Below are 20,115 nucleotides of genomic sequence, written 5' to 3' on the forward strand. Positions count from 1 at the left end.
GTGGCGTGTCCTCATGCAGCCTGCGCGGCCGTCGGGTGGTTGGGAGGGATGAACGCGGGGCGCACCCGGTGCTGGCGCAGGTCCATGAAGCGCAGCAGCGCGTCGACCAGGTCGTCGTCGGTGCACAGCTCCAGCGTGTCGGCGCCGGCCTGGGTCAGCCCTGCGCGCAGCGCTGCCTCGCGCTCGGCGGCCAGGCGGGCAAAGCGGTATCTGAAGCCTTTGTCGTTGGTGTCTACCTGCAGGTGCTCGCCGGTTTCGGGGTCGAACAGGGTGACCAGGCCGACATCGGGCAGGTTCAGCTCCAGCGGGTCGAGCAGGCGCACGGCCACCACGTCGTGCCGGCGCGCCAGCTGCGCCAGGGGCTTTTCCCAGCCCGGGGTGCTGATGAAGTCGGACACCACCAGCACGGTAGAGCGGCGGCGGATATTGCCGATGGCGGCCTGCAGCAGCAGTTGCAGCTGGGTGGCGCCGGCTTGCTGGGCCGGCGCGGGCTGCAGCAGGCGGTGCACCAGGTGCAGCACATGGGCGCGGCTGCTGCGCGGCGGCAGCACCGCATCCACCACGCGCTCCGGGCCGCCGCCGGTACCGTACAGCATGGCGCCGACCCGGTTGCCGTGGCGGGTCAGCAGGCGCGCCAGTACGGCCACAAAGCCGGTGAGGATGTCGCGCTTGGCATTGCCCGGCGGGCCGAAGTTGATGGAGGGGCTGAGGTCGAGCAGGAACCAGGCCGACATCTCGCGGTCTTCGGTGAACACCCGCACATGGGGTGCGTTCAGGCGGGCGGTGACGTTCCAGTCGATATGCCGCACGTCGTCGTGTGGCTGGTATTCGCGCAGATCGGCCAGGTCCAGGCCGCTGCCGCGCATCAGGGTGCGGTAGTCGCCTTGCAGCAGGCCGTCGAGCTTGCGCACCACGTTCCATTCCAGCTGGCGCAGCAGGCGGTCGGCCTGGCCAGGCAGGGTGGGCAGCGGGCGGGCTGTGCCCTTGGCTGTGGCAGGATCAGGCTGCACGTTGCTCATGTTGCAGGGGGCGCGCGGGCGCCGGTATTTTGGCCATGATTTTGACGATCAGCGCATCGGCGTCCAGGCCTTCGGACAGCGCTTCATACGACAGCGCCAGCCGGTGCCGCAGCACATCGGCGGCCAGATCGCTCATGTCTTCGGGCAGCACGTAGTTGCGACCGCGCAGCATGGCCAGGGCCTGCGCCCCTTCGGCCAGGTGGATGGTGGCGCGGGGGCTGGCGCCGCAGCTGATGTAGTGGGCGATCTCCTGCAGGCCATGGCGGGCCGGCGCTCGCGTGGCGGCGACCAGCTTGACCGCGTACTGCAGCATAGACGGGTCCACATACACCGTGCGGCACTCGGCCTGCAGCGCGGCCAGCTGGGCAGTGGTGGCCACCGGCAGCACCTGCACCGGCAGATCGAGCGCGCGCTGGGCGATGACGAATTCTTCTTCCTCGCTGGGGTAGCCGAGCAGCACCTTCATCATGAAGCGGTCGACTTGGGCTTCCGGCAGGGCGTAGGTGCCTTCGGTTTCGATGGGGTTCTGGGTGGCCATCACCAGAAAGGGTTCGGGCACCTTGTGGGTCTCGCCGGCAATCGTTACCTGGCGCTCCTGCATCACTTCCAGCAGCGCGCTCTGCACCTTGGCCGGCGCGCGGTTGATTTCGTCGGCCAGCAGCAGGTGCGCAAACACCGGGCCCAGGCTGGTGCTGAATTCGCCGGTTTTCTGGTTGTACATGCGCGTGCCCACCAGGTCGGCGGGCACCAGGTCGGGAGTGAACTGGATGCGCTTGAAGCTGCCCTGGATGCTGCTGGCCAGGGTCTTGATGGTCAGGGTCTTGGCCAGGCCCGGCACGCCTTCGACCAGCAGATGGCCTTGCGCGAGGATGGCCACCATCACCCGCTCCAGAAAGCGGTCCTGCCCTACGACGACGCGCTTGACCTCGAACAGCACCTGCTCCATCAGGGTGGCGGTGGGGACGACGGGGCTAGACAGGGGTTCCATAGGGCTCCTCGCAAAGATAGGCGGACTCAGAAGGGTGACATGCCGACCGCGGATGCCGCGTTCTCTATGGGTACGGCAAAGCCGATACCGATGAAGGTGCGGGCCGGTGTGGGGTTCAGGATGGCGGTGACGATGCCCACCACCTCGCCGTCCATGGTGACCAGCGGTCCGCCCGAGTTGCCCGAGTTGGCCGCGGCGTCGAACTGGACCAGGTTGCTCATCTGCTGCTTGCCTTCGGGCGAGGTGAATTCGCGCTTCAGGCCCGACACCACGCCGGCCGACGCCGACGGCCCGATGCCGAACGGAAAGCCGATGGCCACCACCTGGTCGCCCGGGCGCAGGTCCTGGGTGGAGCGCAGGGCCGCCGCCTGCAGGTCGTCGGGCACCTTGTGGGCTTGCAGCACGGCCAGGTCGTTCTCGGCTTGCATGCCGGTGATGCTGGCCGTGGTCTCCAGCCCATCATGGAAGGTGATGGTGATGCGCTCTGCGCCCTGCACCACATGCAGATTGGTCAGGATGATGCCCTTGTCCACGATCACCACCCCGGTGCCCACGCTGCGGCCGACTTCCTTCTTGCCGGTGCTGCTGCTGGAATAACCGACCACGCGGACCACCGAGGGTGCGACAGTCTCAACCGCACGGGCGGCGGCGGACGGCAAGGTGTTGGTTTCCAGGGTGCGCAGCACGGCGGCATCGATGTCGTCCTGGGTGATCTTGCGGGCCGCCGGGCGCTGGTGCAGCCACAGGCTGGTCAGCAGCAAGGCGGTGAGCACCACGATGGCGGTCCAGAGTGCGCGCAGGCTGTGTTTAGACACAGCGGAAGGGGGTGTGGATGCAGAGGCTGGCGTGGCCGGCGCAGCAGTCAGGGGCGCAGCTGCGTCTGCTGCGGGCACGGCCGCCGGCTGGGGGCGGGCGTGGCGAGAACTGCTGTAGAGAGCGGGCCGGGGCATCCTGTCACCTTTGCTCGTACACGCCAGGGTTTGGCGCAGAGTTTTTACGGTAGCACGGTTTGCGGCTTTGTGCATCTCCAAGGTTTCGCCACCTATCCGGCGGCGGCCCGCGCGGGCTCAGCGGCTGTTACGCGCAGCAGCGTGGCGCGCTGCCAGGTAGGCAAATACCACGCCCGGGCCCAGGGTAATGCCAGGCGCGGTGTACACCCCGCCCATGATGCTCTGCATGTCATTGCCCACAGCGTACAGGCCGGGGATAGGGGTGTTGTCTTCGCCCAGCACCTGCGCGTCGGCATTGGTGGCGAAGCCGGTGGCGGCGCCGATATCGCCGGGGTACAGGCGCACCGCGTAGTACGGCGCTTGGCGCAGCGGGCCCAGGTTGGGGTTCTTGCCGCCAGCAGCGGGGTCGCCCATGTTCTGTGAATAGGCGGTGCTGCCGCGCTGGAAGTCCGGGTCCACACCGGTCTCGGCATAAGCATTGATCTGCGCCACGCTGGCCTGCAGGCCTTGCGTATCGATGCCCAGCTTGTGCGCCAGCGCATCCAGCGTGTCAGCCTGCGCCAGGTAGCCGTCGGCCAGGAAGGGCTCCAGCCCTTTGCCGCCGGGGCGCACCATGCCGATGCCGTATTTGCGCAGAGCCACGGCATCGCACACCAGGTAGGCCGGCAGATTGCCTGGCTGTTGTAGGGTCAGGCCGAACAGGTGGTACGAGGTGCTTTCATTGACAAAACGCTGACCCGCCTGGTTCACCGCCAGCATGCCGGGCTTGGCGCGGTCCATCATGAAATGCGGGAACACGGCCGTACTGCCGTCTGCGCGCAGGCGTTTCGACACCGGCGCCCAGAAGGCCGGGCTCAGGTCGCCTTGCCCATAGTGGGCACCCACGTGCTGGGCCAGGCCGTGGGCCTCGCCGGTGTGGCCGGGCGCAGACGGGCACCAGTCGGCCGGCACGCCGGGCAGCAGGTCGGCGCGCAGCTGGGCGTTGCGGTTGAAGCCACCGCTGGCCAGCACCAGGCTAGCCCCCACGCCCACCGTGCGGTGCTGGCCGGTTTGCAGCAGGGTTACGGCCGCAATGCCCTGGGCTTCGCGGTGGATGCGCCGCACCGAGGTGTTCAGCGCCAGCGTGACATTCGCGTGCCGCGACAGCGAATACAGCAGCCGCCCGACCAGGGCATTGCCCATCACCAGCCGCGTGCCGCGCGGGTGGCGCAGCCGGTCCAGCGCATGGCGGGCCAGCAGCTTGGCCGCGTGCCGAAACGAGCGGAACGACTTGCCCAGCGCCAGCAGGTGGTTGATGTCGGTGCGGTCCACCATCATGCCGCCGAGCACGGTGAACTCGGGGATGGGCGGGCGGATCAAAGCGAACAGATCGCCCAGCAGGCGGCCGTCAAACGGCAGCGGCTCCAGCGCGCGGCCGTTCAGGGTGGAGCCGCCCAGCTCGGAGATGTAGTCTGGGTGCTTGGGGTAGGCGCGGTAGTGCACCTCGCTGCGGCTTTCCAGCAGCTCCACCGCTTGCGCGCCGTGGTCCAGAAAGGCCTGGCGCAATGCCGCCGGGCTGCGCGCGCCGATGGCGTTGTCGAGGTAGCGTTTGGCGTCTGCCAGCGTGTCCTGCGGGTTGACGCTGGCCGCATGCCGCGTGCCGGGAATCCAGGTCGTGCCACCCGACCAGGCCGTTGTGCCGCCCACATATTCGGTGCGCTCCACCAGCAACACCTTCTGCCCGGCAATGGCCGCAAACAAAGCCGCTGCCAGGCCCGCGCCGCCGGCGCCGATGACGACCAGGTCATAGCTGGAGGACTCGGGCAGAGCGCTGAGCGAAGACAGCAGCTGCATCTCAGCGTTCCAGCAGGAAATCGACCATCAGGTCGCGCACGCGGCCGAACATGTGGGCGCCGGTCATGGTCTGGCAGCCCTGGGCGCGGGCGGCGGCGATCAGCGGCGTGATGGCGGGCGCGGTGATCACGCAGCCGACGAACATGGCGGCGCTGAGTTTCTCCACATCCAACGGATACGGGTCGCCGGCCCGCATGCCGACCGGGGTGGCGTTGAGCACGATGTCGTAGCCTGTGGGATCGGCCGAACCATGGATGACCGGGCAGCGGCCCAGGCCGTTCAAACGGTTGATCAGGGTGGTGCGGCGGGCCACATCGGCGTCGAAGATGGCCAGCTGGCTGACCCCGGCCACCACCAGCGCGTGGGCAATCGCCGATCCGGCGCCGCCGGCACCGACCAGCAAGGCCTTCTTGCCCGCCGGCTGGCAGCCGTTGTCCTGCATCGCCGAGACGAAGCCCAGGCCGTCGAACATATCGCCGTGCCAGCTGCCATCAGGGTTGCGGCGCATGGTGTTGACGGCGTGCAAGAACCTGGCCCGTTCCGAGGTGGTGCTGCACAGCTCAAAACAGGCGAACTTGTGCGGCACGGTGACGATGACGCCGTCCACGTTCTGCGCCAGCGATACCCCGGCCAGCCAGGCGGCCAGTTGGGCCGGCGCCACGTGGGCGGGCATCACATAGGCGTTGTGGCCGCGCTGCTGCAGCGCCTGGCTCACCCCGGCCGGCGATTTCACCTGGGCGATCGGGTCGCCGACGATGTAGTGGACGCGGGTGGCGCCGTTCAAGGGTTCTGACATGCTGAAGTTCTCCGTGGGACTGCTCGATGGCGCAATCATAAGTAAAAATGGAATACTATTCCAGTATTGAACTTAATTCTGATTTTGCTAAGATGCCAGCCATTGAACCGACGGAGCGACCCGCATGAATGGCGTATTGGAAAGAACCCTGGGCATCTTGGAGCTGCTGTCCCAGCACGGCGGCGGGCTGGAGCTGGCTGCCATTGCCGACCAGCTTGACATCCCCCGCAGCGCCGTACACCGCCTGCTGGCCGACCTGGTGCGCTGTGGCTATGTGCGGCAAACGCGCGACCACGGCGACTACCTGCTGACTACCAAGCTGGTGTCCATGGGCCTGAGCTTTCTCAGCCACACCGGCATCGTCGACATTGCCCAGCCGTTGCTCGACCGCTTGGCCGAAATCTCCGGCGAACTGGTGCGCCTGGCCGTGGTGGACGGCAACCGCCTGACCTGGGTGGCCCGCGCCCAAGGCGCGCGCCAAGGCCTGCGCTACGACCCCGACATGGGCAGCGATGCGCGCATCTCCTGTTCGTCCTCGGGCCTGGCCTGGCTGTCCACCATGGACGACGACGCGGCACTGGCCCTGGTGGCCCAGCAGGGCGTCGGCCCGGTGGAAGAATTCGGCCCGAACGCACCCAAGACCCTGCAAGAGGTGATGGCCCAAGTAAACGCCACACGCGAACGCGGCTACAGCCTGACGCTGGAAACCTACACCCCCGGCCTGAACGCCATGGCCGCGCCCGTGCGCCTGAACGGCCAGCCCGCCTTGGGCACCATCAGCATCGCCGGCCCGTCTGCCCGCTTCACGCTGGAACGCATGCAGGCCCTGGGCGCCGACCTGGTGTCGCTGGCCGCGCAGCTGGCCGCCGCCAGCGGCGCATCGCCTTTCTTCAACCAGCCGCGCGCCACCGCCACTGCTAGCCTGAAAAAAATCTACGCCGCCTGATCCATGGCCGCCACTGAAACCTGCGATCTTTTGGTGATCGGCTCCGGCGCTGGCGGTTTGTCCGCCGCCGTCACCGCCGCCCACCTGGGCTTGAAGGTCTTGGTGGTGGAGAAAGAGGCCCAGTATGGCGGCACCACCGCCTGGTCCGGTGGCTGGATGTGGGTGCCGCGCAACCCGCTGGCGCTTGACGCCGGCATCTTTGAGGACATCGCCCAACCCACGGCGTATCTGCGGCAGGAGCTGGGCGCGCAGTTCGACGCAGAGCGGGTCCAGGCCTTCTTGGCACAAGGGCCGCGCATGGTGGAGTTCTTCCGCAGCCAGACTGCACTGCAGTTCATCGACGGCAACAGCGTGCCCGACTTTCACGGCCGCAACCCGTTTGCGGCCAAGGGCGGCCGGTCGATCTGCGCAGCACCCTTTGATGGCCGCCGCCTGGGCGCACACATCCAGCAGCTGAAGCCGCCGCTGGCCGAGACCACGCTGTGGGGCATGGGCATTGCGTCCGGTGCGGAGTTGCGGCATTTCTTCAACGCCATGCGCAAGCCTGCATCGCTCTGGTATGTGAGCCAAAGGGTGCTACGCCACTGTGCCGATCTGCTGCGCTACCGGCGCGGCATGCGCCTGGTCAACGGCAATGCGCTGGTCGCCGGGTTGGCCGCATCGGCCTTTGCCCAAGGCGTGGAGATACGCACCAATAGCCCGGCGCAGCGCCTGCTGTTCGAACATGGCTGCGTGCTCGGCGCGGTGGTCGATGGCAGCGAGATACGCGCCCGTCGCGGCGTGGTGCTGGCCTGCGGCGGTTTTCCATTTGATGCGGCACGCAAGCAAGAACTGCTGGGCCACGCACATTGGTCGGCCGCCTCGCGCAGCAACACCGGCGACGGCCTGCGCCTGGGCGAATCGGCCGGCGGCCAGGTCGCGTGTGACGCGGTGCAGGCCGCAGCGCTGGCGCCGGTATCGCTGGTGCCGCAAAAAGACGGCAGCTTCGCGCACTTCCCACACCTGATCGAGCGCGCCAAACCCGGCCTGATCGCGGTGACGGCGAACGGGCGCCGCTTCACCAACGAAGCCGATTCCTACTATGACTTTGTGCGTGGCATGCTGGCCGCCACGCCAGCCGGGGCACCGGTGCAGGCCTGGCTGGTCTGCGACCACGCTTTCATCCGCCACTACGGGCTGGGCGCGGTGAAGCCCGCCCCCATGCCCATGGGCGCCATGCTGCGTAACGGCTACCTGCAACGCGGCAACACCTTGGCAGATCTGGCCCTGGCCTGCGGCATAGCTGCAGCGAACTTGCACGCCACAGTACAGCGCTACAACCAGCAAGCACTGGAAGGCCGTGACGCTGACTTCGCCAAGGGCGAGACCCCCTACAACCGCGTGCAGGGCGACGCCGAGGCGGGCCTGGCCAACCCCTGCATGGCGCCTCTGGCGCAAGGCCCGTTCTATGCGGTAAAGGTCGTTCCCGGCAGCCTGGGCACCTTCGCCGGCCTGCGCACCAACGCCAGCGCACAGGTGCTCGACGCGCGGAACCAGCCCATCCCCGGCCTGTACGCCGGTGGCAACGACATGCACAGCGTGATGGGCGGCAGCTACCCCAGCGGCGGCATCACCCTGGGGCCGGCGATGACGTTTGGCTATATCGCTGCGCACCACGCCGCCGGTGTGGATTTATAAGAAATCGGCCTCCAGCGCAATCAATACCTGCGCAAGCAGCTCTTAATTCAATAGCAAAAGGAATCTCCATGTACTACGAACTCGCCACCATGACCCTGCCCTTCGGCACCGCCGGGCAGGCCGCCACCCACGTGCAGACCTACACCACCGCGCCCGAAGCGGGCGGTGAACTGCTGGGCTGCTGGTTTACAGACATCGGCCAGCTGAACCAGATGATCGTGCTGCGCGGCTTTGCCGACCTGGGCGCGCTGCAAACCGAGCGGGCGCGCACGCAAAAGAGCGCCGACCCGTTCGGCTGCGGCGGCATCTTCCAGAGCCTGGAGCAGCACAGCTACCAGGGCTTTCCGTGGATGAAGCCGGTGCGGCCGTCTGCAGAGTCCGGCATCCGCGGCCCGGTGTACGAGATCCGCACCTACGGCATCAAGACCGGCGGCGTGCAGGCCACGATTGATCTGTGGGAGCAGTACGTGCCACCGCGCGAAGCGCTGTCGCCCTGCGTCGTGGCCATGGTGGCGCTGGACGGCCCGCTGCGCTTCACCAACATCTGGTCCTACCCGACTCTGGACGCACGCAGCAAGGCCCGCGCCGACGCCGTGGTCCAAGGCATCTGGCCGCCCAAGGGCGGGCCGGCGCACCTGACGACGAATATGGTGTCCACCATTGCGCTGCCGACGGCGGTATCGCCTCTCAAATAAAAGCCCGGAGAACCCGATGCCACGGCTTTATTCCCAGGCCTACCTCACCGCTTGCGCCCTGACGCCGCCGCAGGCCATACGCCAGGCCGCTGCGCTGGGCTATAGCGACGTGGGCTTGCGCCTATGGCCCAACGCGGCAGGTGCACCGCAGCAGTTTTTGATCGGCCAGCCCGCGGTACTGCGCGAAACCTTGGCGGCGCAGCGCGACACCGGCGTGGGCGTGTTCGATCTGGAAATCATCCGTATCGGCGCGGGCTTTGACCCCCGCACCTACCTGCCGTTGTTGGAGGCCGGCGCTGCGCTCAAAGCCCGGGCCTTGCTGGTCGCAGGGGACGATACCGACGAGCCACGTCTGACCGATGCGTATGCCCGCCTGTGCGAATTGGTGCGTCCCTACGGTCTGACTGCTGACCTGGAGTTCATGCCCTGGACGGCCGTGCCCGATGCCAATGCCGCCCTGCGCATTGTCATAGCCGCGGGCCGCCCGGCCAGTGCGGGCATTCTGGTGGATGCCCTGCACTTCGACCGCTCTGGCACCACGTTGGACGATATCCGCGCCTTGCCGCGCGATCTGCTGCACTACGCACAAGTGTGCGATGCGCCCACCCGTGCCCCATGGACTCCGATGGGTCGGGCTTTCACGGTGGACGAAATGGTTCACACCGCGCGCTGTGAGCGCCTACAACCTGGCGAGGGCGGTATCGCCTTGCAAGCCTTGTTTTCTGCCCTGCCGAATGACCTGCCTGTCAGCGTAGAGGTGGTGCACCTGCAGCGTATGGCGCAAATGCCTCCCGCCGACTGGTCCCGCCAATGCCTTGCCGCCAGCCGCACTCTGCTTGATATCCAGGCTACCCAAGCCTGATTTTTTGCATACGGCCCAAACAGACAACGTATGGAGCCCGCTACGGCGCAGTGGAAGGCGGGCGATGCCTATCTGGGGCCTATCAAGCGCATCAGCGACGACCAAGACCGTCTCCAATGGGAGCTCTTTAAAGCCGGATGGGAATGCTGCTGCCGGTAGATATTAATTTTTGCCTGTCTGCGGGGAGTTTGTCTGCCAAAAACAATATCGCCATTGCTGGTCACCGGAAGTGGGCCAAATTGGCTTACGACCAGCAGGGCACCATTGGGCGAATATGCGATGCCGTGTGGAAACCGCATGTGTGCATCAGGATTCTCGAGTGCCTGGGTCGGTCGTTTTTCCGTGATGCGGTTATTTGTGCAATCAAAAGAATACGACGTGACGTAATCTGCTTCGCTGTTAGATACGGTGATGCTGTTCCCATCGCGCGACACCTTGATATCCTCCGGTCTAGCCAAACGGGTTGCTTCGCCTTCGAAAGTCTGTGTGGGAACAGGATTGATGCGACCTGTCTGGCGATCAAAATCGTAAATGCAGATGCAATTCAGATCTGAATAGGTGACGAGTAAACAAGTTTCGTCCGGGGAAAATGCAATTCCTTTCGGAACACCCGGTAAACTTTCGTCTGGTATCCAGTCAAGAAGGCGAATCTCTGGGCCTTCGTCATCAAAGCTGAAAAGGCCGATAGCTTTTTGATGGGTATTTATCCAACCGAAAGCCACGGTTAAAAATTTACCCGATGGCGAAATATCCATGCCATGGGGCTTCAAGGCCGCCAAGGGAGCAGGAAATGGGATGCAAGCAATCGGAAGCGATGCATACAGTTCATCTTCTCCGCGCTGGTAAATGGTGAATGTTGTGCTGCTCCAATTAATAACAATGATTTTTTTCCCATCTGGCGAGAAAACAACATGCTGTGGTGCATGGAGAAGTGCATCGGGGTGCTTGATAACTTGGGTAACGCGTGCTTGCCCGAATTTGTCAACCTTGAAGTTAATCAATTGATTAACCGATGAAAATGCCGCACAAAATAAATCCTCGCTGGGGTGAAAGGCGACACTGTTAATTAAGCTGTAAGCCCAAGAGTTGTTTTGTATGCAATCAATGGGCCGAGGTTCATACGACAATATTGCTCTCCAGTTGCTTTATATTTTTTGTGTGCTCGTTCGGTAAAACTTATCGTAGTACGACAGACTTTTATGGTTTAGCGCTTGTGCGGTTACGAACGCTTACAAGGGTAGCCTGCGTTGTGTTGCCGGCCTATGGAGGTTTCTATCTAGTAACCCCTGTTTAAATCCCCATTTGGTGGATTAATTCACGTAGGCGTTGCCGTCAGAACGGCATTCCAGTCGACCAGGCTGACATCGGCCAGACCGGCGGCGCGCAACATGCCAGCGTTACTGTTGCAGCCAGTGGTGGGGCCAGGCATGCGGGTCTCTGTATGTGTAGAAGACCAGGTGCCTCCTGGCGGAACGGGCTCTAGGCGTGGGCCAAGTTGTCCGTGGTCTTGTCCTTGTGTGTGGCGGTTGGATTCAGGCTGCCGGTGTATGGGTCGGCGTCTCTGAAAACCGGGCCTGCAGCGGGCTGAGTTCATCGCCCCGCGCCTGCTCCAGTACCGTGTATAGCGCGGGGCGGCTGCCGAGGTAGGCCAGAGTCGTGCGGCGGTGCAGGCTGAACATAAGCGGCTCCCGAAGCAGCCCATGATTCTGCGGCGCCCGGCAAGCGGCGTCAAACCTCCGAACGCTTGCCTCAGCCCAGGTGGGTGTGCCGCTCGGGCCGTTCCTCGGTTTCCATGGCCGCCAGGCCTTGCAGGATGCCGCAGGCGTCCACCGCCTGTTCGCTGGAGCAGCGCTGGCGCAGGCTGCCCAGTTGCTCCTTCAGGTGCACCAGTTCGCGGATGCGCTCGTCCACATGGGCGATGTGCTGGTCGAATACCGCGTTGATGGCGCCGCAGCCTTCGGCCGGCTGGTCGGCCAGGCGCAGCAGGGTGTGGATTTCTTCCTGGCTCATGTCCAGCGCGCGGCAGTTGCGGATGAAGCGCAGCCGCTCCAGATGCTCGGGCCCGTAGACCCGGAAGTTGCCCGCCGTGCGGGCCGGGGCGGGCAGCAGGCCTTCTTTCTCGTAGTAGCGCACCGTCTCCACCGTGCATTGCGCGACCTGGGCCAATTCACCGATCTTCATAAGGGTACTCCAGAAAGCGGTTGACTCTATAGTAGCTTCAGGTTGTGTAATCGTTGCAAGTCTTCTGAAAGCCCCTATGCCTACCCCTGCCAAGCACGACCACGCCCATGACCCCCATGGTCACGACCACTCGGACCATGGGCACGGCCATGACCATGGCGCGGGCGCTTGCTGCGCGGCCAGCGCGGTGCCGCTGGCCCTGCCCGCCGCGCCCAGCACTAGCGCCCAGGGCATGCAAACCCCGATCCGCATCCTGCAGATGGACTGCCCGACCGAAGAGGCCTTGTTGCGCAAGAAGCTGACCGGCATGGACGGTGTGGCGGGCATGGACTTCAACCTGATGCAGCGCGTGCTGACGGTCACCCACGCGCCCAGCGCCATTGAGCCCATCCTGCAGGCGGTGCGCTCCCTCGGCTTTACGCCCGAGATCGCCAACAGCGCCGCGGCCCAGGCCGCGCCCACGCCCGAGCCCGCCAAGCCCTGGTGGCCGTTGGTGCTGGCCGGTGCGGCGGCCATCGCCTCCGAAGCCGCGCACTGGGCCGGGTTGCCCGGCTGGGTGGCGGCCGTGCTGGCGTTGGCGGCGGTGCTGGCCTGCGGTACCACCACCTACAAAAAGGGCTGGATCGCGGTGCGCAATGGCAACCTCAACATCAACGCGCTGATGAGCATTGCGGTCACTGGCGCGCTGCTGCTCGGCCAGTGGCCCGAAGCCGCGATGGTGATGGTGCTGTTCACCGTGGCCGAGCTGATCGAGGCCAAGTCCCTGGACCGGGCCCGCAATGCCATCCAGGGCCTGCTGCAGCTGGCGCCAGAGCGTGCCACCGTCCAGCAGGCCGATGGCAGCTGGAGCGATGTCGCCGCCAAGGCGGTGGTCGTCGGCGCGCGGGTACGCGTCAAACCCGGTGAGCGGCTCGCGCTGGATGGCCAGATCGTCAACGGCCGCTCCAGCATCGACCAGGCTCCTATCACGGGGGAAAGCCTGCCAGTGGAGAAGGCCGAAGGCGATACGGTGTTTGCCGGCACCATCAACGCATCGGGCTCGTTCGAGTACCTTGTGACGGCCGCAGCGGGTGACAGCACGCTGGCCCGCATCATCCATGCGGTGGAAGAGGCGCAGGGCGCGCGCGCACCGACACAGCGCTTTGTGGACAGGTTTGCCCAGGTCTATACCCCGGTGGTGTTTGCCATTGCCGTGGCCATTGCCATCCTGCCACCGCTGCTGATGGGCGGCGACTGGTTCACCTGGGTCTACAAGGCCTTGGTGTTGCTGGTGATTGCCTGCCCTTGCGCACTGGTGATCTCCACGCCGGTCACCATCGTCAGCGGCCTGGCAGCGGCAGCCCGCATGGGCATCCTGGTCAAGGGCGGTGTGTACCTGGAAGAAGGGCGCAAGCTCGTCTGGCTGGCGCTGGACAAGACCGGCACCATCACCCACGGCAAGCCCGCGCAGACAGATTTTGCGGTGCTGAATGGCGGGGTGGATGCCGAAGTCCGCAGCCTTGCCGCCAGCCTGGCCAGCCGCTCGGACCACCCGGTGTCCCGTGCCGTGGCCGAAGCCGCCCAACGGGATGCCGTTCCCTTGCACACGGTGGAGGCTTTCGAGGCGCTGCCCGGACGCGGCACCAAGGGGCTGATCGACGGGAATCTGTACTACCTGGGCAACCACCGCCTGGTGCATGAGTTGGGCCTGTGCTCCGACGCGCTGGAAGCGCGTTTGTCGGAATTGGAAAAGCAGGGCAAGACCGTCATCTTGCTGGCCCGGGCCGACGCGGATAACGGCGCTGAAATAGGTGTTGTCGGCCTGTTCGCCGTGGCCGATACGGTCAAGGACAGCAGCCGCCAGGCGATTGCAGAACTCCATGCGCTCGGCATCAAGACCATCATGCTCACGGGCGACAACGTCCACACGGCCAAGGCGATTGCCGAGCAGGTGGGCATCGACGAAGCCCGCGGCGATCTGCTGCCCGAAGACAAGCTGAAGGCCATTGAAAGCAAGCTGGGCCAAGACAGCGCGGTCGGCATGGTCGGCGACGGCATCAACGATGCGCCGGCCCTGGCGCGCGCCGACATTGGCTTTGCCATGGGCGCCGCCGGCACCGGCACGGCCATCGAAACCGCCGACGTAGCCCTGATGGATGACGACCTGCGCAAGCTGCCGCGCTTTGTCCGCCTGTCGCGCAAAACCCATGCGCTGCTGGTGCAGAACATCGTGCTGGCGCTGGGCATCAAGGCGGTGTTTCTGGTCTTGACGCTGACCGGCCAGGGAACGATGTGGATGGCGGTGTTTGCCGATGTGGGGGCTAGCTTGCTGGTGGTGGCGAATGGCTTGCGGTTGGTGCGCTTTCGGGGGTAGGTTGTGGGTTTTATGTGCGCTGCTGGCCGGGGTGTGCGCCCGGCCAGGGATGCCAGTGGCACCCATAGCGCCTAGAGAAAATACAAGCCAAATCGACCGCTAGCGCATACAAATACTGCGCTAGCAGCTATTATTTATGTAGCAATATGACCCCGCCGCTTCAAATGCTTGCGCATCCACAGCAACAGGTCATCCACATAGGTAAACACCACCGGAATCACCAGCAGGCTCAGCACCGTGGAGGTGACCAGGCCGCCTATCACCACCACCGCCATCGGGCCGCGGAAGCTGGAATCGGTGCCCCAGCCCAGGGCGATGGGCAGCATGCCGGCGACCATGGCGATGGTGGTCATCAGGATGGGCTGGGCGCGCTTGTGGCAGGCGTCGACCAGGGCTTCATAGCGGCCCATGCCTTGCTGGTGGTAGGCGACCACCGCGTACTCGACCAGCAGGATCGAGTTCTTGGTGACGATGCCCATCAGCATCAATAGGCCGATCACCGACGACATCGAGAAACCGCTGCCGGTGATCAGCAGCGCCATCAGCGCGCCGCCGATCGACAAGGGCAGGGCGGCCAGGATGGTGGCGGGCTGCATGAAGTCGTGGAACAGCAGCACCAGCACCGCGTAGATGCACAAGATGCCGATCAGCATGGCACCGCCAAAGCTGGTGAATAGCTCGGCCATGCGCTGGGCGTCGCCGGTGGCGATCTGCTGCACGCCGCTGGGCAGGTTCTGGATGGACGGCAGCGCCTTCACCATCTTGTCGACCTCGCCGGTGCTCAGGCTGCCGAGTTCGATGCTCAGGGTCACGTTGCGCATGCGGTCGAGTCGCGCCACCTGCGACGGGCCGGCGCCCAGCGACAGGTCGGCCACGGCTTCCAGCGGCACGGCGCCGGTACGGCCGGCTACGCGCAGCTGGCCCAGTGCGTCCAGGTCGGAGCGGGTGCTGTCGTCAAAGCGCACGCGGATCGGGATCTGCCGCTGGGGCAGGTTGAACTTGGCCAGGCTGGTGGCGTAGTCGCCATAGGTGGCCACGCGCACCACGCTGGCCAGGGTGTCGGTGGTCACGCCTTGCTCGGCCATGCGCACCGGGTCGGGCCGCACATGGATTTCGGGCCGCTGCAGGCTGGAGCTGTCGGTGATGTTGCCTATGCCTTGCAGCGTCCGCAGGTCCTTGATCAACGCGGCGGTAGCCTGGTTCAGCGCCAGCGCGTCGTCGCTGGCCAGGGTGACATCGAGTGACTGGCCGTTGCCTGCGCCCATCACGCCAACCCGGGTACCGGGCAGCACGCCCAGGCTGTGGCGGATGGCGGCTTCCACGTCGGACTGCGAGCGGGCCCGCGTGCCGCGCGGCGTCAGGCTGACGGTCAGCGAGGCCTCGTTCACCGTGCTGCTGCTGGCATCGCTGCTGGTGTCGCCGATCACGGTGAACACCTGGGTCACCTCGGGCATTTTGGCGATCAGCGCCTGGGCCTGGGCGGCGCTGGCGCGGGTCTGTACCAGCGTGCTACCGGGCTGCAGCTTCAGCGAAATCGTGGTCTGGGCATTGTCCGAGGCGTTGATGAACGAGGTGGACAGCAGCGGCACCAGGCTGATCGAGGCGATGAAGAACAGGCCGGCCAGCAGCACCGTGCTGCGCCGGTGCGTCTGGCACCAGTGCACCATGGCCAGGTAGCGGCGCATCAGCGGGCCGTCCTGCTCCACGTGGGCCGGGCTGGGCTTGAGGATGTAGGCGGCCATCATCGGCGTCAGCAGCCGCGCCACCAGCAGCGAGGCCAGCACCGCCACCGACGAGGTGATGCCGAACTGCCGGAAGAACTTGCCCGGTATGCCGCCCATGAAGGCGGTGGGCAGGAACACCGCCACCAGGGTGAAGGTGGTGGCCACCACCGCCAGGCCGATTTCGTCGGCGGCTTCGAGCGCGGCTTGCATCGGCGTCTTGCCCATGCGCAGATGGCGCACGATGTTCTCCACCTCGACGATGGCATCGTCCACCAGCACCCCCACCACCAGCGACAGGCTGAGCAGCGTGATCAGGTTCAGCGAATAACCGAGCAGGTACATCACGATGAAGGTCGGGATGATGGACAGCGGCAGCGCCACGGCCGACACAAAGGTCGCCCGCCAGTCGCGCAGGAACAGCCAGACCACCACCACCGCCAGGATCGCGCCCTCGTACAGCAGGTGCATGGAGCCGTCGTAGTTGTCCTGCGTGGGGCTCACGGTTTCGATCACCTCGGTGATCTGCACTTGCGGGTGGTTGGCGCTGAAGGTCTTGACCGCCGCGCGCACCGCCGCCGCTACCGACACCTCGCTGCTGCCGATCTGCCGCGTCACCTGGAAGCCGACCACCGGCTTGCCGTTCAGCGCCGCATAGGCAAAGCGCTCTTCGGCGGTATCGCTGACGGTGGCAATCTGGTCCAGCCGCACGCTGGTTTGCGTGGCGGCGGCGGTGGTGACGGGGATGGCCATGCCGGCCAGCTGCTCGGGCTGGTCGAGCCGACCCAGGGTGCGCACCGACTGGTTGCTGCCACCCAGGGTGCCGCGGCCGCCCGAGGCGTCGGTCTGCACCGCCTTGATCTGGCTGGACACGCTGCTGGCCGTCACGCCCAGGCCGGCCATCAGCGCCGGGTCCAGGGTCACATGCATTTCACGTTCGACGCCGCCGACGCGGTTCACCGCGCCCACGCCCTTGGCCGACAGCAAGGCCTTGTTGATATCGTTGTCGACAAACCAGGACAGGTCGGACTCGCTGAGGTGCGGCGCGGCCACGGTGTAGGTCAGCAGTGCAGCCGAGCCCCGCGTGACCTTGGACACCACCGGTGCGGCCATCTCGGTAGGCAGGTCGGCGCGTGCGCCGTCGACGGCGTTGCGTACCTCGTTCAGCGCCACTTCGCTGTCTTTGTCTATGTCGAAGCTGACGCTGATGACGGCCGCCCCGTCGGTGATGGTGGTGGTGATGTGGTCCAGGCCGGTCACCGAGGCCAGCTTGTCCTCGATCTTGCGGGCCACCTCGGTTTCCAGCTGGGCCGGGGCCGCGCCTTCCAGCGTGGCCGACACCTGGATGGTCGGCACATCCAGGTCGGGGAAGTTCTGTATCCCCAGCTTGTGCAGGCTGAACAGCCCGGCCGCGGTGAGGATGATGAACAGCAGGATCGCCGGGACGGGGTTGCGTATCGACCAGCTCGACAAGTTCATGGCGTGGCCTTGCTGGTGCTGGCTTCAGCAGCCCACTGCACCGGGTCGCCGTCCTTCAGGAAGGCGCCGCCGCTGCGCACCAGCTGGGCTTGGGCACCGATGCCGCTGGTGATCTCCACCAGGTCGCCCTGGCGGCGCCCGGTCTGCACCTGGCGTTGGGCCACCTTGTTGGCGCCGTCTTTTTCGAACACATAGTTGTTGCCGTCGCGCTGCACCACGGCGCTGCTGGGCACGGTGAGGGCCGGGGCCTGGCCGGTATCGATCTCGCCGCGCACATACATGCCGGGGCTGGCCGCACTACCCACCGGTAAGTCGATGTACGCCAGGCCGTTGCGGGTGCTGCTGTCCAAGGTGGGGCCGACCAGGCGCAGCCGGCCGCTGATCTGCTGGCCGTCGGGCAGGGTGATCTTGGCGGTCTGGCCGGGCTTGAGCGCGCTCAGCTGCTTGCCGGTGATTTCGGCGCGCCATTCGACGCGGCGCTGGCGCACCAGCTGGAACAGCTCGGTGCCGGAGGCCACCACATTGCCCAGGGTGGCGCTGCGCGATGAGATTACGCCGTCGTCCACCGCCAGGATGCGGGTGTGGGCCAGCTTGATGCGCTGCGCCTCCATGGTCGCCAGCGCGGAATCCAGGCTGGCCTGGGCGGTCTGCTCGGCGATCACATACGAGGTGACCTGCTGCTCCGACAGGGCACCGCTGTCCTTGACGGCGCGGCTGCGGTCGGCCTCGGCCTTGGCCTGGGCCAGCTTGGCGCGGGCCTGGGCCACGGCGGCGTCTTGCGCGCGCAGGTCGGCCATGATGGTGTTGTCGGCCAATCGGGCCAGCAGCTGGCCGCGTTGGACCACGCTGCCGACGTCGACCAGTACCTCGGTCAGGCGCAGGCCGGCTTCTTCGCTGGCGATGGTGGCGGTTTGCCAGGCAAACAGGCCGCCCGACAGCTGCAGGCTGCGGCCCCAGCTGGCCTGCTGCGGCTGCACGGCGCTGACCGACAGGCCGGCATTGGCGGTGGACGGCACGGCGCTGGCGGGTGCGGCGCGCGATTTCAGCATCCAGGCGCCGCCGGCCAGCAGCAGGACTGCGGCGGCCACGGCAAGAATGCGGTTGCGGGTAAGTTTGGGGGAGAAGGTCATGGCGTGTCTCCTGTCGATACGGTCCAGCCGCCGCCCACGGCTTTGTACAAGGCGATGCCGTACAGAAGCTGGTCGCGCTGCACGGTGATGAGGCTTTGCTCGGCGGCAATCGCGTTGCGCCGGGCCAGTTCCAGGTTCAGCAGGCTGTCGCCACCGGCGCGCCAGTGGGCTTCTACCGCGTTGGCATAGCTGCGGTAACCGGCGGCGCTGCGCTGCACATCGGCGCTGCGGCGCTCGGCGCTGTCTTGCCGCACCAGGCTTTGCTCGACTTCTTGCACCGCGCTGCGCACGGCCTGCTGGTAGCTGGCCAGCGCCAGGTCGTAGGCGGCCTGCGCGCTGTCCACCGCGGCGCGCTTGGCGCCACCGTTGAGCAGCGGTAGCGACAGGCTGGGGCCGAACGACCAGGGCGTGGTGTTGACACCGGCGCTGCGGCTGCCGGACAGCGAGCCGGACAGCGACAGGCGCGGATAGCGGTCGGCCTCGGCCACGCCGATCTGGGCGCTGGCGGCGGCCAGTGCGCGCTCGGTGGACACCAGGTCGGGCCGCTGGCTGAGCAGATCGACCGGCATGGTGTTGACCAGGAAGCCGGTAGGCGCCGGCAATTGCGCAGGCTGGCTGTCCAGCTGCTGGCGCAGCGCGGGCTCGGCCAGGCCGGTGAGTGCTACCAGGGCTTTGACGGTGATATCGCACTCGGCTTGCTGGGAGATGGCGGTGGCCGATGCGCTGGCGGCGCTGGCATCGGCCAGGGCTGCATCGGCGCGTGCCGTCATGCCGGCCTGCAGCGAGCGGCGCGTGACGTCGGCCGTGGTCTGGCTGGAGCGGGCGTCGGCCTGGCTGGCCTGCAGGGTCAGCTGGCAGGCGCGGTAGGTCACATAGTCGGTGGCCACCTCGGCGGCCAGCGAAACGCGCGCATCGTGCCAGTCGGCCTGGCGGGCCTGCAGCGTGGCGTCGGCCGACTCGGCAGCACGGCGCACGCTGCCGAACAGGTCGATCTCCCAGCTCGCATCCAGCCCGCCGGTGGTGGTGGTTTGGGCACTGCCCAGGGTGTTGTTGCGGCTGGCCGATGCCGAGCCGCTCAGCGTGGGCTGGCCGGAGGCACGCGCAGTGGTGACGCTGGCCCGGGCCGAGGCGATGTTGGCGCTGGCTTTTTGCAGCGACGGATTGCTGGCTTCGGCGGCCTGCAGTAGGCGTGTCAGCGCGGGATCGTTGAAGCGGTCCCACCAGGCCAGCAACCGCTGGGTGTCGCCCGCATGCGGCAGGGCGGCCTGCCATTGGCTGGGTAGGGACAGTTGCTCGGAGGCCGGCGCCCGGTAGCTGGGGCCGACGGCGGCGCAGCCCGACAGTGCCGCGCAGAGCAGCAGCACCAGGCCGGAGCGACCGGAAAAAAGAGGGGGGGATGGCATGGACGTTCGGGGCGGCTGGGCTGGGTGCCGCGATGTAAAACCCGATGGTAGGTGGCGAGTGTCAATCATTTGTGTCCACTCG

Annotated in this window: 16 protein-coding genes; 5 read left to right on the forward strand and 11 right to left on the reverse strand. The window is 66.3% G+C overall.

Going from position 1 to position 20,115, the window contains the following annotated elements; genetic code table 11:
• Positions 1 to 11 precede the first annotated feature (11 nt).
• The 5 genes from J2X19_RS01595 to J2X19_RS01615 all read right to left on the reverse strand — a co-directional run bounded on the left by J2X19_RS01595 (position 12) and on the right by J2X19_RS01615 (position 5,586).
• Positions 12 to 1,019 (reverse strand): DUF58 domain-containing protein, encoded by a 1,008-nt coding sequence (locus J2X19_RS01595; RefSeq protein ID WP_310370010.1) that lies wholly within the window; start codon positions 1,017 to 1,019, stop codon positions 12 to 14.
• The gene (locus J2X19_RS01600) at positions 1,000 to 2,007 is read right to left on the reverse strand and encodes an AAA family ATPase (protein WP_116605938.1); all 1,008 of its coding nucleotides are present in this window, start codon (positions 2,005 to 2,007) and stop codon (positions 1,000 to 1,002) included. The genes J2X19_RS01595 and J2X19_RS01600 overlap by 20 nt, the downstream gene beginning before the upstream one ends.
• A 26-nt stretch (positions 2,008 to 2,033) precedes the next feature.
• Entirely contained in the window at positions 2,034 to 2,957 is a 924-nt protein-coding gene (locus J2X19_RS01605) for a S1C family serine protease (protein ID WP_310370013.1), read from the reverse strand.
• Between the two features lie 117 nt (positions 2,958 to 3,074).
• A complete protein-coding gene (locus J2X19_RS01610; protein ID WP_310370015.1) occupies positions 3,075 to 4,790 on the reverse strand; it encodes an FAD-dependent oxidoreductase in 1,716 nt (571 codons plus the stop codon).
• A 1-nt stretch (position 4,791) separates the two neighbouring features.
• Positions 4,792 to 5,586: a shikimate dehydrogenase family protein gene (locus J2X19_RS01615; protein WP_310370017.1), complete on the reverse strand. Its 795-nt coding sequence runs from the start codon at positions 5,584 to 5,586 to the stop codon at positions 4,792 to 4,794.
• A 124-nt stretch (positions 5,587 to 5,710) separates the two neighbouring features.
• On the opposite strand from J2X19_RS01615, the gene J2X19_RS01620 reads away from it, so the two are divergent.
• The 4 genes from J2X19_RS01620 to J2X19_RS01635 all read left to right on the forward strand — a co-directional run bounded on the left by J2X19_RS01620 (position 5,711) and on the right by J2X19_RS01635 (position 9,766).
• Positions 5,711 to 6,532, forward strand: coding sequence for an IclR family transcriptional regulator (locus J2X19_RS01620; protein ID WP_310370019.1), 822 nt, complete (start codon positions 5,711 to 5,713; stop codon positions 6,530 to 6,532).
• A 3-nt stretch (positions 6,533 to 6,535) separates the two neighbouring features.
• Positions 6,536 to 8,209, forward strand: a complete 1,674-nt coding sequence (locus J2X19_RS01625) for an FAD-dependent oxidoreductase (RefSeq protein WP_310370020.1) — start codon at positions 6,536 to 6,538, stop codon at positions 8,207 to 8,209.
• Positions 8,210 to 8,277: 68 nt separating this feature from the next.
• Positions 8,278 to 8,904 (forward strand): NIPSNAP family protein, encoded by a 627-nt coding sequence (locus J2X19_RS01630; RefSeq protein WP_310370023.1) that lies wholly within the window; start codon positions 8,278 to 8,280, stop codon positions 8,902 to 8,904.
• A gap of 16 nt (positions 8,905 to 8,920) precedes the next feature.
• Positions 8,921 to 9,766: a sugar phosphate isomerase/epimerase family protein gene (locus tag J2X19_RS01635; protein ID WP_310370025.1), complete on the forward strand. Its 846-nt coding sequence runs from the start codon at positions 8,921 to 8,923 to the stop codon at positions 9,764 to 9,766.
• A 68-nt stretch (positions 9,767 to 9,834) separates the two neighbouring features.
• Here J2X19_RS01635 and J2X19_RS01640 read toward each other — a convergent pair whose 3' ends face one another.
• The 3 genes from J2X19_RS01640 to cadR all read right to left on the reverse strand — a co-directional run bounded on the left by J2X19_RS01640 (position 9,835) and on the right by cadR (position 11,947).
• Positions 9,835 to 10,893, reverse strand: coding sequence for a beta-propeller fold lactonase family protein (locus tag J2X19_RS01640; RefSeq protein ID WP_310370027.1), 1,059 nt, complete (start codon positions 10,891 to 10,893; stop codon positions 9,835 to 9,837).
• A 405-nt stretch (positions 10,894 to 11,298) separates the two neighbouring features.
• Complete coding sequence (locus J2X19_RS01645; protein WP_310370029.1) at positions 11,299 to 11,445, reverse strand: hypothetical protein; 147 nt, start codon at positions 11,443 to 11,445, stop codon at positions 11,299 to 11,301.
• A gap of 70 nt (positions 11,446 to 11,515) precedes the next feature.
• Positions 11,516 to 11,947, reverse strand: coding sequence for a Cd(II)/Pb(II)-responsive transcriptional regulator (gene cadR, locus J2X19_RS01650; protein ID WP_116605944.1), 432 nt, complete (start codon positions 11,945 to 11,947; stop codon positions 11,516 to 11,518).
• 76 nt (positions 11,948 to 12,023) lie between these two features.
• Between cadR and J2X19_RS01655 the strand changes: the two genes are divergently transcribed.
• A complete protein-coding gene (locus J2X19_RS01655) occupies positions 12,024 to 14,300 on the forward strand; it encodes a heavy metal translocating P-type ATPase (RefSeq protein ID WP_310370031.1) in 2,277 nt (758 codons plus the stop codon).
• A gap of 134 nt (positions 14,301 to 14,434) precedes the next feature.
• Here the strand turns inward: J2X19_RS01655 and J2X19_RS01660 are convergent, their stop codons facing one another.
• From J2X19_RS01660 to J2X19_RS01670, 3 genes are read right to left on the reverse strand one after another with little or no spacing between them, the layout of a single operon-like run.
• Positions 14,435 to 17,500 (reverse strand): efflux RND transporter permease subunit, encoded by a 3,066-nt coding sequence (locus tag J2X19_RS01660; RefSeq protein WP_310370033.1) that lies wholly within the window; start codon positions 17,498 to 17,500, stop codon positions 14,435 to 14,437.
• Positions 17,497 to 18,630, reverse strand: a complete 1,134-nt coding sequence (locus J2X19_RS01665) for an efflux RND transporter periplasmic adaptor subunit (protein ID WP_310370034.1) — start codon at positions 18,628 to 18,630, stop codon at positions 17,497 to 17,499. The genes J2X19_RS01660 and J2X19_RS01665 overlap by 4 nt, the downstream gene beginning before the upstream one ends.
• Complete coding sequence (locus tag J2X19_RS01670) at positions 18,627 to 20,033, reverse strand: efflux transporter outer membrane subunit (RefSeq protein ID WP_310370036.1); 1,407 nt, start codon at positions 20,031 to 20,033, stop codon at positions 18,627 to 18,629. Before J2X19_RS01670 ends, J2X19_RS01665 begins: the two co-directional genes overlap by 4 nt.
• Positions 20,034 to 20,115: the final 82 nt, after the last annotated feature.

It is taken from the genome of Rhodoferax ferrireducens, assembly GCF_031458075.1.
GTDB lineage: Bacteria > Pseudomonadota > Gammaproteobacteria > Burkholderiales > Burkholderiaceae_C > Rhodoferax_B > Rhodoferax_B ferrireducens_A.

Bases quoted from the DNA above. Each gene is read 5' to 3' on its own strand.
- J2X19_RS01595 (WP_310370010.1), bottom strand. From the start codon at position 1,019: ATGAGCAACGTGCAGCCTGATCCTGCCACAGCCAAGGGCACAGCCCGC.
- J2X19_RS01600 (WP_116605938.1), bottom strand. From the start codon at position 2,007: ATGGAACCCCTGTCTAGCCCCGTCGTCCCCACCGCCACCCTGATGGAG.
- J2X19_RS01605 (WP_310370013.1), bottom strand. From the start codon at position 2,957: ATGCCCCGGCCCGCTCTCTACAGCAGTTCTCGCCACGCCCGCCCCCAG.
- J2X19_RS01610 (WP_310370015.1), bottom strand. From the start codon at position 4,790: ATGCAGCTGCTGTCTTCGCTCAGCGCTCTGCCCGAGTCCTCCAGCTAT.
- J2X19_RS01615 (WP_310370017.1), bottom strand. From the start codon at position 5,586: ATGTCAGAACCCTTGAACGGCGCCACCCGCGTCCACTACATCGTCGGC.
- J2X19_RS01620 (WP_310370019.1), top strand. From the start codon at position 5,711: ATGAATGGCGTATTGGAAAGAACCCTGGGCATCTTGGAGCTGCTGTCC.
- J2X19_RS01625 (WP_310370020.1), top strand. From the start codon at position 6,536: ATGGCCGCCACTGAAACCTGCGATCTTTTGGTGATCGGCTCCGGCGCT.
- J2X19_RS01630 (WP_310370023.1), top strand. From the start codon at position 8,278: ATGTACTACGAACTCGCCACCATGACCCTGCCCTTCGGCACCGCCGGG.
- J2X19_RS01635 (WP_310370025.1), top strand. From the start codon at position 8,921: ATGCCACGGCTTTATTCCCAGGCCTACCTCACCGCTTGCGCCCTGACG.
- J2X19_RS01645 (WP_310370029.1), bottom strand. From the start codon at position 11,445: ATGTTCAGCCTGCACCGCCGCACGACTCTGGCCTACCTCGGCAGCCGC.
- cadR (WP_116605944.1), bottom strand. From the start codon at position 11,947: ATGAAGATCGGTGAATTGGCCCAGGTCGCGCAATGCACGGTGGAGACG.
- J2X19_RS01655 (WP_310370031.1), top strand. From the start codon at position 12,024: ATGCCTACCCCTGCCAAGCACGACCACGCCCATGACCCCCATGGTCAC.
- J2X19_RS01660 (WP_310370033.1), bottom strand. From the start codon at position 17,500: ATGAACTTGTCGAGCTGGTCGATACGCAACCCCGTCCCGGCGATCCTG.
- J2X19_RS01665 (WP_310370034.1), bottom strand. From the start codon at position 18,630: ATGACCTTCTCCCCCAAACTTACCCGCAACCGCATTCTTGCCGTGGCC.
- J2X19_RS01670 (WP_310370036.1), bottom strand. From the start codon at position 20,033: ATGCCATCCCCCCCTCTTTTTTCCGGTCGCTCCGGCCTGGTGCTGCTG.